This window comes from Burkholderia sp. 9775_39, from assembly GCF_015712225.1.
GTDB lineage: Bacteria > Pseudomonadota > Gammaproteobacteria > Burkholderiales > Burkholderiaceae > Burkholderia > Burkholderia cenocepacia.
In genome coordinates this window covers 1-14,199 of record NZ_JACCQC010000042.1, presented here as the reverse complement: position 1 = coordinate 14,199, position 14,199 = coordinate 1, and the positions used below count along the sequence as shown (strand labels likewise).

Here is a 14,199-nt window from a genome sequence, read left to right as displayed (position 1 = left end):
CGATCCGGCGGCGTACGCGCCGCCGGTACACGATAGTCCAGGAGACGACGATGACTGCTCTCGACGCGGCCGCAAGCCGCTCGCCCGCCGCGGCCGCCCAATCGGGCGAACTCGACCGCACCTACAAGAAAGTGTTCTGGCGCATCGTGCCGTTCCTGATGCTCTGCTACGTGGTCGCGTATCTCGACCGCGTGAACGTCGGCTTCGCCAAGCTGCAGATGTCGCAGGATCTCGCATTCAGCGAAACCGTGTTCGGGCTCGGCGCCGGGATTTTCTTCCTCGGCTACTTCCTGTTCGAACTGCCGAGCAACATGCTGATGCACCGCATCGGCGCGCGCATCTGGATCGCGCGGATCATGATCACGTGGGGGCTGCTGTCCGCGCTGTTCGCGTTCGTGAAGACGCCCACGCAGTTCTACGTGCTGCGCTTCCTGCTCGGCCTCGCGGAAGCCGGCTTCTACCCGGGCGTGATCCTGTACCTCACGTACTGGTTCCCGTCGCACCGCCGCGCGAAGATCATCGCGGTGTTCATGTCCGCGATTCCGGTGTCGGGCATCTTCGGCAACCCGCTGTCGGGCTGGATCATGGAACGCTTCCACGGCGGCTCGGGCTTCCACGGCTGGCAATGGATGTTCATGATCGAAGCCGTGCCGGCCGTGCTCGTCGGCATCGCGACGATCCTGTATCTCGACAACAGCATTCGCAGCGCGAAATGGCTCGACGAGCGCGAGAAGCAGTTGCTCGAAGACGAGATCGCCGCGCAGCCGCAGGAACAGCAGAAGCACGGCCATTCGCTGAAGGCCGTGTTCTCGGACCCGCGCATGTGGTGGATGTCGCTGATCTACTTCGCGTTCGTCACCGGCCAGTACGGGCTCACGTTCTGGATGCCGACGCTCGTGAAATCGACCGGCATCACCGATACGCTGCAGATCGGCCTGCTGTCGGCGATTCCGTTCGTCGTCGCGATCGTCGTGATGAACCTGTTCGGCCACAGCGCGGACAAGCGCCGCGAACGCCGCTGGCACCTGATCGTGCCGGCGCTGATGGGCGCGATCGGGTTTGCGGTCGCCGCGTCGTACTCGCACAATACGGCGGTGTCGATCGTGTTCCTGTCGCTCGCGGCAGGCGGCGTGCTGACCTGCGCGCCGCTGTTCTGGTCGCTGCCGACCGCGTTCCTCGCCGGCTCCGCGGCCGCGGCCGGGATCGCGATCATCAACTCGGTCGGCAACCTCGCCGGTTTCGCGAGCCCGTACGTGATCGGCTACCTGAAGGACGTCACGCACAGCACGTCGTCCGGCATGTACGTGCTCGCGGCGATGCTCGTGCTCGGCGCGATCGCGGTATGGCTCACGCCGCCCAAGCTCGTGAACCGCTGATCCGCCGCCGGCCGATTCATCATTCGACGCGGGGCGCATAGCGCCCCGCTCCCTTCATTCACAGGACCCGCTGCCATGCCCCGCTTCGCCGCCAACCTCTCGATGATGTATACCGAGCATGCGTTCCTCGAACGCTTCGCCGCTGCCGCCCATGACGGTTTCAAGGCCGTCGAGTACCTGTTCCCGTACGACTTCGCGGCCGAGGACATCCGCGCGCGCCTCGACGCGCACGGCCTCGAACAGGCGCTGTTCAACGCGCCGCCGGGCGACTGGGCCGCGGGCGAACGCGGCATTGCGTCGCTGCCGGGCCGCGAGGACGAATTCCGCCGCGGCATCGACCAGGCGCTCGACTATGCGCGCGTGATCGGCAACAAGAAGCTGCACGTGATGGCCGGCATGGTCGCGCCGGGCGCCGACCGCGCGCGCCATCGCGACACCTACCTGGCGAACCTGCGTCATGCGGCGCAGGCGGCGGCCGCGCACGGCATCACGATCCTGATCGAGCCGATCAACCAGCGCGACATGCCCGGCTATTTCCTGAGCCGCCAGGACGACGCGCAGGCGATCCGCGCGGAAATCGGTGCACCGAACCTGAAGGTGCAGTTCGACTGCTACCACTGCCAGATCGTCGAAGGCGATCTCGCGATGAAGCTCAAGCGCGATTTCGCGGGCATCGGCCATATCCAGATCGCGGGCGTGCCTGAACGCCACGAGCCGGATGTCGGCGAACTCAACTACCCGTACCTGTTCGCGCTGATCGACGCACTCGGCTACGACGGCTGGATCGGCTGCGAGTATCGGCCGAAGGCCGGCACGTCGGAAGGCCTCGGCTGGCTCAAGCCGTACCTGTAATTCAAGCATTCCTCAGAGGGCAACCAACATGAAAGTACTGATCACCGGCGGCGCCGGCTTTCTCGGCCAGCGTCTTGCGCGCAAGCTGCTCGAGCGCGGCGAATTGACCGGCCCGGACGGTCGCAGCGAGAAGATCGACGAGCTGGTGCTGCTCGACGTCGTCAAGGGCAGCGATTTCGGCGATGCGCGCGTGACGTCGATCGTCGGCGACATCGCCGATCGCGCGGTGCTCGACAGTGCGATCGACACGCAGACGGGCGCGATCTTCCACCTCGCGGCGATCGTCAGCGGGCAAGCCGAAGCCGATTTCGATCTCGGCATGCGGATCAATCTCGACGCATCGCGCACGCTGCTCGAAGTGTGCCGCGCGCGCGGCCACCAGCCGCGTGTCGTGTTCACGAGCTCCGTCGCGGTGTACGGCGGCGCGCTGCCCGACGTCGTGCAGGACGACACCGCGCTGAACCCGCAATCGTCGTACGGCGCCGAGAAGGCGATCGCCGAACTGCTGCTGTGCGATTACGCGCGGCGCGGCTTCGTCGACGGCCGCGTGCTGCGGCTGCCGACCATCAGCGTGCGGCCCGGCCGCCCGAACGCGGCCGCGTCGTCGTTCGCGAGCGGCATCATCCGCGAGCCGCTGAACGGCGAGGAAAGCGTGTGCCCGGTGCCCGGCTCGACGCGGCTGTGGCTGCTGTCGCCGCGCGGCGCGATCGACGCACTCGTCGCCGGCTGTGAACTCGACAGCGCGAAGCTCGGCAACAAGCGCGTGATCAACCTGCCGGGGCTGTCGGTGTCGGTCGACGAGATGATCGCGGCGCTGCGCGACGTCGCGGGCGACGAGGTCGTCAAGCTGATCCGTCATGCGCCCGACGAACGCGTCGAGAAGCTCGTCGGCAGCTGGCCGGGCCGCTGGGATACGTCGCGCGCGGAAGCGCTCGGGCTGAAGGGCGACACGTCGTTCGCGGACGTGATCCGCAGCCATATCGCGGACGAACGGCGCTGATTTGCGCCGGGCCGGGCCGCCTCGACGCGGCGCGGCCGGACTTTCCGACGCGCCACGACGCGCGTCGCGTCCCGCCCGCCTGCCGGCCTACCCGGACGCTTCGCGTCGAGCGCGAGCGCCGGCATGAAGCACGCATCGGCGCCGGGACGACACCGCACCCCCGCTCCACACGATTCGTATCCGCGCGACCCGCAGCGCGCGCGCCTCGCTCTGTCGCGATGCCGGCGGTCTCTCGCCACACGGGGACATGTCGGCCCCTAGTTGCCGACCTGCGCCGGCATGCCGGGTTCGGCCGCCGGCGTCGCCGACGCCGCCATGCGCGCCCGATCCTGCTCGGCGAGCTTCGCTTCCGCGGCCTGGATGTCGGCCGGATACTCGCCGTCGTCGCCCTTCGCCGGGTCGTACCCGGCCGCTTCGAGACGCATCAGTTCGTCGCGGACCTGCGCACGCGTCAGCGGGGCGGCCGCTTGCGCGAACGCCGACTGACCGGCGAGCGCACCGATCATCATCAGTAGTGCGACATATGTTTTCATCATGAACTCCTTCAACGTGATGTACCGATCAACCATGGGGCAGGCGTGAGCTGCGCATGCAGGCGGGTGGATCAGCTGCCGAAATAGATCGTGCAGAAGCTCGCGGGGCCGACGCATGCGGCGGTGCCCGGACGCGGCGACATCGCCGCCGGCTTGCCCGCTTCGGACGACAAGGCCGGATCGCTGCCGACCGCCGTGCTGGCCTGCCGCTGCGGCATCCGCTCGGCTTGATGCTGAAACAGCGGGCTCACGTCCGGATACGACGTATCGGTCACGAAGCGCAACCCGTTGTTTTCGGCATCGATCAGTTCCTGCCGGACCTGCTCGCGCGTGAGCGCCTGTGCCGACGCTTGCGTCGCGACACCTGCGAGAGACATTGCCGCCACCGTGGCGGCCACCAGCCATTGCGTATTCATGTTCCACTCCTTCATCGATCAACGAGACGACGTGCTACACCCGTATGACGACGGAGGGGTCGTGTTTATTCCCGGCTTGCCATTCGCGCCGGCCGGACATTCAACTGTCATTCATTCGTCAGCCGGCGTAACCTGACGTAACGCAATGCCCGTCGCGCTTCGGGCAGACTGACCAGCACTTCATCCGGACCGCCCATCGATCGCCCATGTCCGCCGCCTACGACCATGCAGCCGCCCTGCTGCGCACGCTGTACGACCGCCATATCGACAGCGGTGCGGTGCTCGACGCGGCCGCATTCCCGGATGCCGAGCGTTTCGTGCGCGCGTGGCCCGCGATCCGCGCGGAGGCGCTGGCGGTAGCACGCGACATGCCGCGCATTCCGCGCTTTCACGAAATCATGCGCGAGCAGTACGACATCTCGGCCAACGACGCACGCGACTGGCGCATGTTCATCATGCAGGCGTACGGGCAGCCGTTTCCGCGCAACCTGTCGCGCTGCCCGACCGTCGCGTCGCTCGTCGCGGCGTCGCCGGACGTGCTGTCCGCGTCGCTGTCGTTCCTCGCGCCCGGCAAGCACATCCCGCCGCATCGCGGGCCGTTTCGCGGCATCCTGCGCGGGTATCTCGTGCTGTCGATGCCGACGCGCGCGGACGGTACACCGGCCGCCGTGCTGAAGGTCGACGGGCACGAATACCGGCTCGACGAAGGCCGCTTCCTGCTGTGGGACGACACATTCACGCACGAGGTGTGGAACGACAGCGACGCGGTGCGCATCGTGCTGCTGCTCGATATCCGCCGTCGCGGGATGCCGCGCTGGCTCACTTGGCTGTCGAATGCGGTGATCGGCGTCGTGCGGCTGGGGATCCGGATCCGGGGGCGGTCGATTCCGGTGTAGCCGCCGCCACCCTGCACGGCGCCTTCAATGCACCTTTCGGCGCGCGCCGGATCGCCTACACTACAAGCCGTCCCTTCGTGCGGCTCCTGCCAGCTACCGCCATGGCGCACCTCTTCTTCGCCGCGTCGATCCAGCGGCATGTCGAAACGCCCGAGCGCGACATCGATGCGCACACGGTCGGCGAAGCATTCGACACCATTTTCAGCGAGCAGCCACGGTTGCGCGGCTACATCGTCGACGACCAGGGCGCGCTGCGAAAGCACCTGTCGGTGTTCATCGACGGCCAGCCGATCCGCGACCGGCAGCGCCTGTCCGATGCGCTCGGGACCACCAGCCGCGTGTATGTCGTGCAGGCGCTGACCGGCGGATAAAGGGACCGATGCACGGGCGCATCCCCATACCAAGTGCCGCCGTACCAAGGCGAACCATCCGGAGACATCGCACATGAACGATCGACTGCTCGTCGCCACCCGCAAGGGCCTGTTCGTCCTGCAACCGGACGGCAACGGCGGTTGGACGCCCGGCGAACCGCATTTCATCGGCGAGCCCGTCAGCATGGCGCTCGCCGATCCGCGCGACGGCACGCTGTACGCGGCGCTCAATCTCGGTCATTTCGGCGTGAAGCTGCATCGGCTGCGCGCAGGCGCCACCGACTGGGAGGAATGCGCGGTTCCGGTTTATCCGCCGCAGCCAGCCGATGTGTCGCCTGCCCGTGCCGACACGCGCGCAGGCAGCGGCGACACCGACGACGAGCCTGCCGGATCGCCGCAACCGCCGTGGACGCTGCAGCAAATCTGGTCGCTCGAAGCCGGCGGCGCGGACGAACCCGGCGTGCTGTGGGCCGGCACGATTCCTGGCGGCCTGTTCCGCTCCGACGACCACGGCGACTCGTGGGTCCTCAACCGCGCGCTGTGGGATCGCCCCGAACGCGCCGAATGGGGCGGCGGCGGGTACGACGCGCCGGGCATCCATTCGGTGATGGTCGATCCGCGCGACAGCCGGCACGTCACCGTCGGCGTCTCGTGCGGCGGCGTCTGGCAGACCGTCGACGGCGGCGCGACCTGGCGCGTCACGGCGGAAGGCATGGAAGCCGACTACATGCCGCCCGAGCGGCGCGGCGAGCCGAACATGCAGGATCCGCACCGCGTCGTGCAGTGCGCGGCCAACCCGGACGTGCTGTGGACCCAGCATCACTGCGCGATCTTCCGCTCGACCGACGGCGGCGAACACTGGCGGCGCATCGAGGCCGAGCCATCGAGCTTCGGTTTCGCGGTGGCCGTGCATCCGCACGAACCGGATACCGCGTGGTTCGTGCCGGCCGTGAAGGACGCGTGCCGGATCCCGGTGAACGGCCGGTTCGTCGTCACGCGCACGCGCGACGGCGGCCGCAGTTTCGAGAGTCTGTCGAACGGGTTGCCGGCCGCGCCGGCGTACGACCTCGTGTACCGGCACGGGCTCGCGGTGGACGATTCCGGCACGCGCCTCGCGATGGCGTCGACGACGGGCGGACTATGGACGTCCGCCGACGGCGGCGAGCACTGGCAACAGATATCGGCGCACTTGCCGCCGGTCTATTGCGTCAGCTTCGGGTAGCGGCGCGGCGCTCATCGGGCGCGATCCGCGCCACCGCGTCGCGGGTCCGGGCGATTTCCGCTTCGAGCCAGTCGAGAAACCGCCTGACCTGCGGCTCGCGCTCCCGCCCCGGCCGGCACAGCGCAACGAAGCGCGCGCCGTCGAGCCGCACCGCGGGATCGATCGGCATCAATGCGCCGCGCTCGACATGCTCGGCGGCCAGCACGGAGCTGAGCAGCGCGACACCCTGCCCGTGCAGCACGGCCTGCAACGCGTAATGCTCGTCGTCGTAATGGCGAAACACCGCGCGTTCGAGCCACGCTTCCCGGCCCGCCGCACGGCACCACGACGCCCAGTCGACCGACACGGGCAGCGGCGTGTCCCACACGGTCTCGATCAGGTCGAGCGGCGCGTCCGTGCGATGCGCATCGAACCCGGCGGCCGCATACGCGCCGAAGTACTCGTCGATCAACGCAATCTCGTGCAGCGCGGGAAACTGGCGCGACGTCGCGCGAATCGCGAGATCGATCCGTGCATCGCGTTCGAGATCGACGAGCGCGTTTCCGGTTTCGACCTTGATGTGCAGATGCGGATCGACGCGGCGAAACGCACCGAGACGCGGAATCAGCCACATCGCGGCAAAGGCCGGCGTCGTGGTCAGCACGAGCGTGCGCTCGTCGGCCGCCTCCGGACGCACCGCGTCGAGCCCGCGGCTCAACGCCAGCAACGCATCGTGACTCGCGCGAAACAGCCGCTCGCCTTCTTCGGTCAGCCGCACGCCGCCCGCGCCGCGCTCGAACAGCAGCACGCCGACGCGGCTCTCGAGCGCCTTGATCTGGTGCGACACGGCCGCCGGCGTCACGGACAACTCGTCCGCGGCAGCCTTGAACGTGCCGAGCCGTGCCGACGCTTCGAATACACGTAATGCGGTCAGGGGAATTTTCGAGAACACGGAGCCTCGCGGGCCGGATGCGGCCGGGTTGAATTGGATTCAATCCGGGTGAGATTAGGTGAATTGAAGCGGGTGCGCAACGCGGCTAGCCTTGCGGGACGTTGCGGCATGACGCCGCCGTCGAACCGGAGGAACCCGTGCAAGGCCTACCGCGCAGGATCACGCAGGCGGTGCTCTACGAAGCGATCGCCATTTCCTGCATCTCGCCCGTGATCGCGGCGATCTTCAAGCAGGACCTCGTCTATTCGGGTGCGCTGTCGGCGACGATGTCGGCGATCGCGATGCTGTGGAACCTGATCTTCAACGCACTGTTCGAGCGCTGGGAAGCGTCGCGCCGACAGCCGGCGCGTACGCTCGGGCGGCGCATCCTGCACGCCACCGGATTCGAGGGCGGACTGATCTTCATCCTCGTGCCGGTCGTGTCGGGGTGGCTCGACATCTCGTGGTTCGACGCGTTCGTCGTCGACATCGGGCTGTTCGCGTTCTTCTTCTGCTACGCGTTCGTGTTCCAGTGGGCGTTCGATCGCGTGTTCGACGTGCCGGCGGCGACGAAGGGATCGTGAGTCGGGCGCTTACGCCCCCGCGGCAATTTTCGGCAACTGCCAGCCGAAGCGCACCGCCGCCATTCGCAGCGCAAAGCACGCGACGCCGCCCAGCACGGCCGCGACGACGGGCGGGCAACCGAGTCGCCGGCACGACACGACGACGACCGCACCGAGCAGCGCCGCGCTCGCGTAGATGTCGGTGACCAGCACGACCGGTATCCGTGCGAGCAGCAGATCGCGCACCACGCCGCCCCCGCAGCCGGTCACGGCGCCCATCAGCGTGGCGATGAACGGGTGGACGCGAAATTCCAGCGCCTTCACCGCGCCCGCGACCGCGAACAGCGCGAGGCCGGCCGCATCGAGCGCCGTCAGCAGCGACGGCGGGAACGACGCGACCCGCGCATGAAACACGAACGCGAACAGCCCGGCGGCGAACGCGAGCGCCGGATAACGCCAGTCGCTCACGGCGCTCGGCGGGCGGGCGCCGATCAGCAGGTCGCGAATCACGCCGCCGCCAAGCGCGACGACGAGCGACAGCACCATCACCCCGAACAGGTCGAGTCCGGCGCCGATCGCCGCATTGGCGCCCTCGATCGCGAATACCGCCGTGCCCGCGAGATCGGCGGCGAGCACGACTTGCTCGATGCGCTTCATGCGAATGAACGGCCGCGGTGCGGGATCGCCCGGTTGCAGCCAGCATCGACCGAAGCGGTCGCGCCATTCGGCCGCGTGGCGGCTGCCGATTGCCATCCGGATGTATCGAGCGTGCTGCGGGTCATTGCCGTCTCCTCGATCGGGATCGAGCAGTCTAGCGCATCGCCGGCCGGCGGTCGGGCCAAGCGCGAAGCGGGCAGCAAAAAACCGGCGCAAGCAGGGCACCCTGCTTGCGCCGGCTCATCATGCACGTCAGGTTTCGGGTCGCAACCGCCAAGCCCGACAGGTCACCGTCAATGCACGCCGAGGTACGCCTTCACCGCCGGCAGGCCCGGCTTGCCGTCGAGCGTCGTCACGCCCGCGAGCCACTTGTCGAGGGCTTGCGGATTCGCCTTCAGCCATTCGGCGGCGGCCTTGTTCGGATCCTGCTTGTTCATGATCGGCACCATCACGTGGTTCTCGATCGACGTCGTGAACTGCAGGTTCGACACGAACTTCGCGACGTTCGGGCAGCGCTGCGAGTAGTCGGGCGGCGTCGCCGTCAGCACCTTCGCCTCGCCGTAGTTCGGGCCGAACACGTCGTCGCCGCCGGTCAGGTAGTCGATCTTCATCTGCACGTTCATCGGATGCGGTTCCCAGCCGAGGAAGACGATCCACTGCTTGTCGCGGATCGCGCGATTCACCTCGACCAGCATCCCGGCCTCGCTCGACTCGACCAGCTTGAACTTGCCGAGGCCGAACTGGTTGCCGTCGATCATCTTCTTGATCAGCGCATTGCCGTCGTTGCCCGGCTCGATCCCGTAGATCTTGCCGTTGAGCTTGTCCGCGTACTTCTGGATGTCCGCGAACGACTTCAGGCCGCCCTGGTACACGTAGTCGGGCACCGCGAGCGTGTATTTCGCGCCGGTCAGGTTGGGCGTCGCGAGCACCTTGATCGTGCCGGCCTTCGTGAACGGCTGGATGATCGGGTCCATCGTCGGCGACCAGTAGCCGAGGAACACGTCGATCTGCTTGCTCTTGATCCCGGCGAACGTGATCGGCACCGACGCGATCGTCTTCGTCGGGTTGTAGCCGAGCCCCTGCAGCATCGTCGACGCGAGGCCCGTGGTCGCCGCGATGTCGGACCAGCCGACATCGGCGAAGCGCACGTTCTTGCATACGGGCGGATCGGCCGCATAAACGGCCGACATCGGCGCGGCCACCCCGATCCCGCACACCGCTGCGATCAATAGGCGCTTCATCTTGCTTCTCCTCAAAGTGATGTCGTTTGCTTGAATGCGGGATCGTTTATTGAAGCCGCGCGCCGCGATCCCGGCGACGTCGCGGACCGAATGACCGCCCGTTCAGCGCCCCGGCAGCCGGCGCTCGTAGCTCGGTGCATGGCCGAACTGCGCGCGGTATGCCTTGCTGAAATGGCACGGCGAATGAAACCCGCAGACCGTCGTCACGCGCGCGATCGATGCATCGGTCGTGCGCAGCAGGTCGCGTGCGCGCTTCAGGCGCAGCGTCAGGTAATAGTGGGTCGGCGAAACGTTCAGGTACACCTTGAACATGCGCTGCAGATGCCGCTGCGACAGCCGCACGAGCCGCGCGAGTTCCTCGAGCGACAGCGGCTCCTCGATGTTCGCCTCCATCAGCCGCACGACCTCGATCAGCTCCGCGCGCGAGAAGCCCACCCGCGCATCGACCGGAATCGGCTGCGTATCGGTCGAACTGCGGATGCGCTCGAGGATGAACTGCTCGGATACCTGCGCGGCCAGTTGCTGGCCGAAGCGCATGCCGACGAGGTTCAGCATCAGGTCGAGCGGCGCGGTGCCGCCGGTGCAGGTGAGCCGGTCGCGATCGACGACGAACAACTCGTCGGCAAAGCCCACCCGCGGAAATTCGGAATGCAGCGCGGACAGGTTTTCCCAGTGCACGGTGCAGCGATAGCCGTCGAGCAACCCGCTCGACATCAGCGCATAGGCGCCCGTGCAGATGCCGCCGAGCGGCAGCCCGCGTTCGGCGAGCGCCGCGAGCGTATCGCGCGCGCCCTCGTCGACCACGTCGCGGATGCGGATGCCGCCGCACACGATCATCACGTCGGGCAGGTTGTCGTAGTCGAGCGCCTGCGTGGGCCGCACCGCGATGCCGTTACTGGCATGCACGGGCGCGCCGTCGAGCGAGTAGATCGACCACTTGTAGTGTTCCGCCCGCCCGACGTAGTTCGCCATCCGAAGCACTTCGACCGCGCTCGAGAACGCGATCATCGAGAAGTTCGGCAGCGTCAGGAAGCCGAAATGGGCGAGGGACGAAACCGGTGAAACGCAGGCGGCGGGCGCGACAGCGACGGCGGACGTCACATCGGTCTCCTGGCGAGGAGGTTGCAGGGGGCCAGCCCCGCGGCCGAAGCCGCGGGAACCGTTATCTATTCAGGGTGTGCGGCCAGGTCGCTCCTGGCCGCCGAAGATCAGGCCTGTGCGGGCGCGGCCTTCACGCGAAACAGCTGCTTGAGGCCGGAGAACAGCGGCGCCTTCACGGTGCCCGGTGCGCGGCCGAAGCTCTCGGTGATGCGGTCCAGAATGATCGCGAGCAGCACGACCGACAGACCGCTTTCGAAGCCGAGACCGATGTCGAGGCGCTGGATACTCGCGAGCACGTCGTTGCCGAGGCCGCCCGCGCCGACCATCGACGCGATGATCACCATCGACAGCGCCATCATGATCGTCTGGTTCACGCCCTGCATGATCGACGGCAGCGCGTTCGGGAACTGCACCTTGTACAGCAGTTGCCACGGCGTGCAGCCGAACGCCTGGCCGGCTTCGACGATCTCGCGGTTCACGTGGCGGATGCCGAGGCTCGTGAGGCGCACCGCGGGCGGCATCGCGAAGATCACCGTCGACAGGATCCCCGGCACGCGGCCGAGACCGAACAGCATCGCGGCCGGAATCAGATAGACGAAGGCCGGCATCGTCTGCATCAGGTCGAGGATCGGGCGCACGATCGCGGCGACCCACTTGCTCTTCGCGGCCCAGATGCCGAGCGGAATGCCGAGCACGAGGCTGATGATCGTCGACGACAGCGTGAGCCCGAGCGTGATGACCGTCTGGTCCCAGAAGCCGGTCGCGAAAATCAGCAGCAGCGACGCGGTGGTGAACAGCGCGAAGCGCCAGCCCACCCGCCACAGCCCGACGCCGATGAAGATCGCCATCATCAGCCACATCGGGATCGCCTGCAGGCCATGCTCGACGAATGCGGCGAGCCCTTCGATCGCCTGACCGATCGCGTCGAACGTCTTCGCGTCGTGGTCGAGCAGGTAGTGAACGGACTGGTCGACCCAGCTACCGAGCGGAATCATTTCAGACATGGGAGCCTCGCGAACGCGTGATGGCCTTCAGGATGAGCGCGCGATCGACCGAGCCGCAGTAGCAGCCGTCGTCGTCGACGACCGGCAGTGCATTCGGGCTCGCGACCACGCGCGCGACGACATGGTCGAGCGACGCATCGCGCCGGATGCTTTCGATCGGCCGCACGGACGGCGTGTCCTGGCCGATCGCGTCGCGCGTGACGAAGCCGCGGATCTTGCGCTGGGCATCGAGCACGAACGCGTATTCGGCGCTGCCGTTCAGCGACGCCGCGACGTTCGCGGCATCGCACTTCGACACGAGCGGCACGGCGCCCGTCTGCATCAGGTCGCCGGCCGTGAGATAGCGGCTGGTGTCGATGCCGTCGAAGAACGCGCGCACGTAATCGTCGGCCGGGTTCGCGATGATGTCCTGCGGCGTGCCGACCTGCACGAGGCGGCCACCTTCCATGATCGCGATGCGGTTGCCGATGCGCAGCGCTTCCTCCAGATCGTGCGACACGAACATGATCGTGCGACGCTGTTCCTTCTGCAGTTGCAGCAGCACGTCCTGCATTTCGCGGCGCTTGAGCGGATCGAGTGCGGAAAACGCCTCGTCCATGATCATCAGCGACGGGTTCACGGCCAGCGCGCGGGCGAGGCCGACGCGCTGCTGCATGCCGCCCGACAGCTCGGACGGCAGCTTGTGCGAGAACGGCGCGAGGCCGACCTGCTCGAGCACTTCCATCGCGCGGCGCTCGCGCTCCTTCTTGCCCATGCCCGCGACTTCGAGCCCGAACGCGGCATTCGACACGACGGTGCGATGCGGCATCAGCGCGAACGACTGGAACACCATGCTCATGTCCTTGCGGCGCAGCGCGGTCAGCGCCGAGCGGCGCGCCGACGCGACGTCGAGCCCGTCGATCAGCACCTTGCCGGCGCTCGGATCGACCAGCCGGTTCACGAGGCGGATCAGCGTGGACTTGCCGGAGCCGGACAGGCCCATCAGCACGAAAATTTCGCCTTCCTGCACATCGAAGGAGACGTTGTGCACGCCGACGACCTGACCGGTGCGCTTGAGCACATCGTCCTTCGTCGCGCCGGCGGCGAGCATGTCGAGCGCCTGCTGCGGATTGCTTCCAAACACCTTGCACAGACCTTCGACCACAACCTTGGGGGCATCCATCGAAACCTTCTCCTCGTGTAGCGGGGACTCGCGCTTGTCATAGCGTGCCTACATAGTTGCCAGAAAAAACCCCGGCCTGCCGACGAATTACGACAAACGCTTGCGCAAATACGACACAGCCTCCGGCCCCGTCCGGCGGGCCGCGCCGCCGATTGCGGCAGCGCAATACGCGCCCGGCCAGCAACGACGGGCATCGCCCGCCGGACTTGTGCGCAGCAGCGCGGCGAACGGCACATGAGGTTTTGCGTCAGGTCGCATCGGGCACGCGTCGTTTTGCGACAAATCGACGTCCGTTCCGGCGTCGATCTGCTCAGACGAAAGCGCGCATCCATTCGCCAGTAAAAAGCATGACCGTGCAAAAAGCCGGATGGCGACACCGAACGGCGCATGCCGCGATACCGCGTCACCCCCGGAATTCGGCGCGGGCACGCTGTGATACATTCCCCGCAAACACGCCGATCGCGACGATGCCGCGGGCCTTTCGCACGAGGGCCGAGCCGCACGGCGCGCGCATGCCGGTTCGCCTGCCGGCCGTGCTGAAACCGCCTCGATCCGGTGCGATCCGCGATCGAAGGACGATAACGATAGTGAGAGGGAGCAAGGCGTTGAACTGGGCATTCGCCGTAATCGGTTTCATCGTGGGCGGCATCGCTGCCTTGATCGGGGATTTCTCGGCCGGGAGCGGCTCGCTGCTCGGGGCCGCCGTCGGATTCTGCGTCGGGCACGCGCTGCGGCAACGCAAGCAGCAGAACCCGCGCGCCACGCCCGACGCGTTCGCGGTCTCCGCGACGCCGCCGCCCCCGTTACCGCTCGCCGATCGCGTCGCGCGCCTCGAAGCCACCGTCGACACGCTCACGCGCGAACTCGACGCGCTGCGTGCGCAACTCGCGGGCGC

16 protein-coding genes and 1 pseudogene are annotated in these 14,199 nt (G+C 67.4%); 8 read left to right on the top strand and 9 right to left on the bottom strand.

Annotated features, from left to right (window positions below; genetic code table 11):
* Positions 1-50: 50 nt before the first annotated feature.
* The 3 genes from H0X90_RS33070 to denD all read left to right on the top strand — a co-directional run bounded on the left by H0X90_RS33070 (position 51) and on the right by denD (position 3,228).
* On the top strand, positions 51-1,376 hold the full coding sequence (locus H0X90_RS33070; protein WP_006489121.1) for an MFS transporter: 1,326 nt from the start codon (positions 51-53) through the stop codon (positions 1,374-1,376).
* 75 nt (positions 1,377-1,451) lie between these two features.
* On the top strand, positions 1,452-2,228 hold the full coding sequence (gene otnI / locus H0X90_RS33065) for a 2-oxo-tetronate isomerase (RefSeq protein WP_060211766.1): 777 nt from the start codon (positions 1,452-1,454) through the stop codon (positions 2,226-2,228).
* A gap of 28 nt (positions 2,229-2,256) precedes the next feature.
* Entirely contained in the window at positions 2,257-3,228 is a 972-nt protein-coding gene (gene denD / locus H0X90_RS33060; RefSeq protein WP_077188768.1) for a D-erythronate dehydrogenase, read from the top strand.
* Between the two features lie 257 nt (positions 3,229-3,485).
* On the opposite strand, the gene H0X90_RS33055 is transcribed toward denD, so the two are convergent.
* Complete coding sequence (locus H0X90_RS33055; RefSeq protein WP_034178321.1) at positions 3,486-3,761, bottom strand: DUF4148 domain-containing protein; 276 nt, start codon at positions 3,759-3,761, stop codon at positions 3,486-3,488.
* Between the two features lie 71 nt (positions 3,762-3,832).
* The gene (locus H0X90_RS33050; protein WP_006489118.1) at positions 3,833-4,177 is read right to left on the bottom strand and encodes a DUF4148 domain-containing protein; all 345 of its coding nucleotides are present in this window, start codon (positions 4,175-4,177) and stop codon (positions 3,833-3,835) included.
* Positions 4,178-4,383: 206 nt separating this feature from the next.
* Here H0X90_RS33050 and H0X90_RS33045 point away from each other — a divergent pair, with 206 nt between their 5' ends.
* From H0X90_RS33045 to H0X90_RS33035, 3 genes are all read left to right on the top strand, one after another.
* Positions 4,384-5,073, top strand: coding sequence for an aspartyl/asparaginyl beta-hydroxylase domain-containing protein (locus tag H0X90_RS33045; RefSeq protein ID WP_006489133.1), 690 nt, complete (start codon positions 4,384-4,386; stop codon positions 5,071-5,073).
* A gap of 101 nt (positions 5,074-5,174) precedes the next feature.
* Complete coding sequence (locus H0X90_RS33040) at positions 5,175-5,444, top strand: MoaD/ThiS family protein (RefSeq protein WP_006489119.1); 270 nt, start codon at positions 5,175-5,177, stop codon at positions 5,442-5,444.
* Between the two features lie 73 nt (positions 5,445-5,517).
* On the top strand, positions 5,518-6,666 hold the full coding sequence (locus H0X90_RS33035) for a hypothetical protein (protein WP_006489115.1): 1,149 nt from the start codon (positions 5,518-5,520) through the stop codon (positions 6,664-6,666).
* Here H0X90_RS33035 and H0X90_RS33030 read toward each other — a convergent pair.
* The gene (locus tag H0X90_RS33030) at positions 6,653-7,597 is read right to left on the bottom strand and encodes a LysR substrate-binding domain-containing protein (RefSeq protein WP_006496818.1); all 945 of its coding nucleotides are present in this window, start codon (positions 7,595-7,597) and stop codon (positions 6,653-6,655) included. The two genes, H0X90_RS33035 and H0X90_RS33030, sit on opposite strands and share 14 nt — an antisense overlap.
* Positions 7,598-7,734: 137 nt before the next feature.
* Between H0X90_RS33030 and H0X90_RS33025 the strand changes: the two genes are divergently transcribed.
* A complete protein-coding gene (locus H0X90_RS33025) occupies positions 7,735-8,160 on the top strand; it encodes a PACE efflux transporter (protein ID WP_012493547.1) in 426 nt (141 codons plus the stop codon).
* A gap of 9 nt (positions 8,161-8,169) precedes the next feature.
* Here H0X90_RS33025 and H0X90_RS33020 read toward each other — a convergent pair whose 3' ends face one another.
* The 6 genes and pseudogenes from H0X90_RS33020 to H0X90_RS32995 form a co-directional block, all read right to left on the bottom strand.
* Positions 8,170-8,796 carry a trimeric intracellular cation channel family protein gene (locus H0X90_RS33020; protein WP_034178320.1) on the bottom strand — a complete coding sequence of 209 codons (627 nt, stop codon included), beginning with the start codon at positions 8,794-8,796 and terminating at the stop codon, positions 8,170-8,172.
* A 293-nt stretch (positions 8,797-9,089) separates the two neighbouring features.
* A complete protein-coding gene (locus H0X90_RS33015; RefSeq protein ID WP_006489128.1) occupies positions 9,090-10,037 on the bottom strand; it encodes a choline ABC transporter substrate-binding protein in 948 nt (315 codons plus the stop codon).
* Positions 10,038-10,139: 102 nt separating this feature from the next.
* Positions 10,140-11,138 carry a GlxA family transcriptional regulator gene (locus H0X90_RS33010; RefSeq protein ID WP_006489109.1) on the bottom strand — a complete coding sequence of 333 codons (999 nt, stop codon included), beginning with the start codon at positions 11,136-11,138 and terminating at the stop codon, positions 10,140-10,142.
* A gap of 107 nt (positions 11,139-11,245) precedes the next feature.
* Complete coding sequence (gene choW, locus H0X90_RS33005; RefSeq protein ID WP_006491873.1) at positions 11,246-12,142, bottom strand: choline ABC transporter permease subunit; 897 nt, start codon at positions 12,140-12,142, stop codon at positions 11,246-11,248.
* A pseudogene (locus H0X90_RS33000) lies at positions 12,135-13,426 on the bottom strand (glycine betaine/L-proline ABC transporter ATP-binding protein); the annotation flags it as partial. The pseudogene H0X90_RS33000 and the gene choW, both read right to left, overlap by 8 nt.
* A complete protein-coding gene (locus H0X90_RS32995) occupies positions 13,392-13,745 on the bottom strand; it encodes a hypothetical protein (RefSeq protein ID WP_006489122.1) in 354 nt (117 codons plus the stop codon). The pseudogene H0X90_RS33000 and the gene H0X90_RS32995, both read right to left, overlap by 35 nt.
* Before the next feature lie 164 nt (positions 13,746-13,909).
* On the opposite strand from H0X90_RS32995, the gene H0X90_RS32990 reads away from it, so the two are divergent.
* The coding region (locus tag H0X90_RS32990) for a hypothetical protein (protein ID WP_196438384.1) at positions 13,910-14,199 on the top strand (290 nt) is incomplete at its 3' end.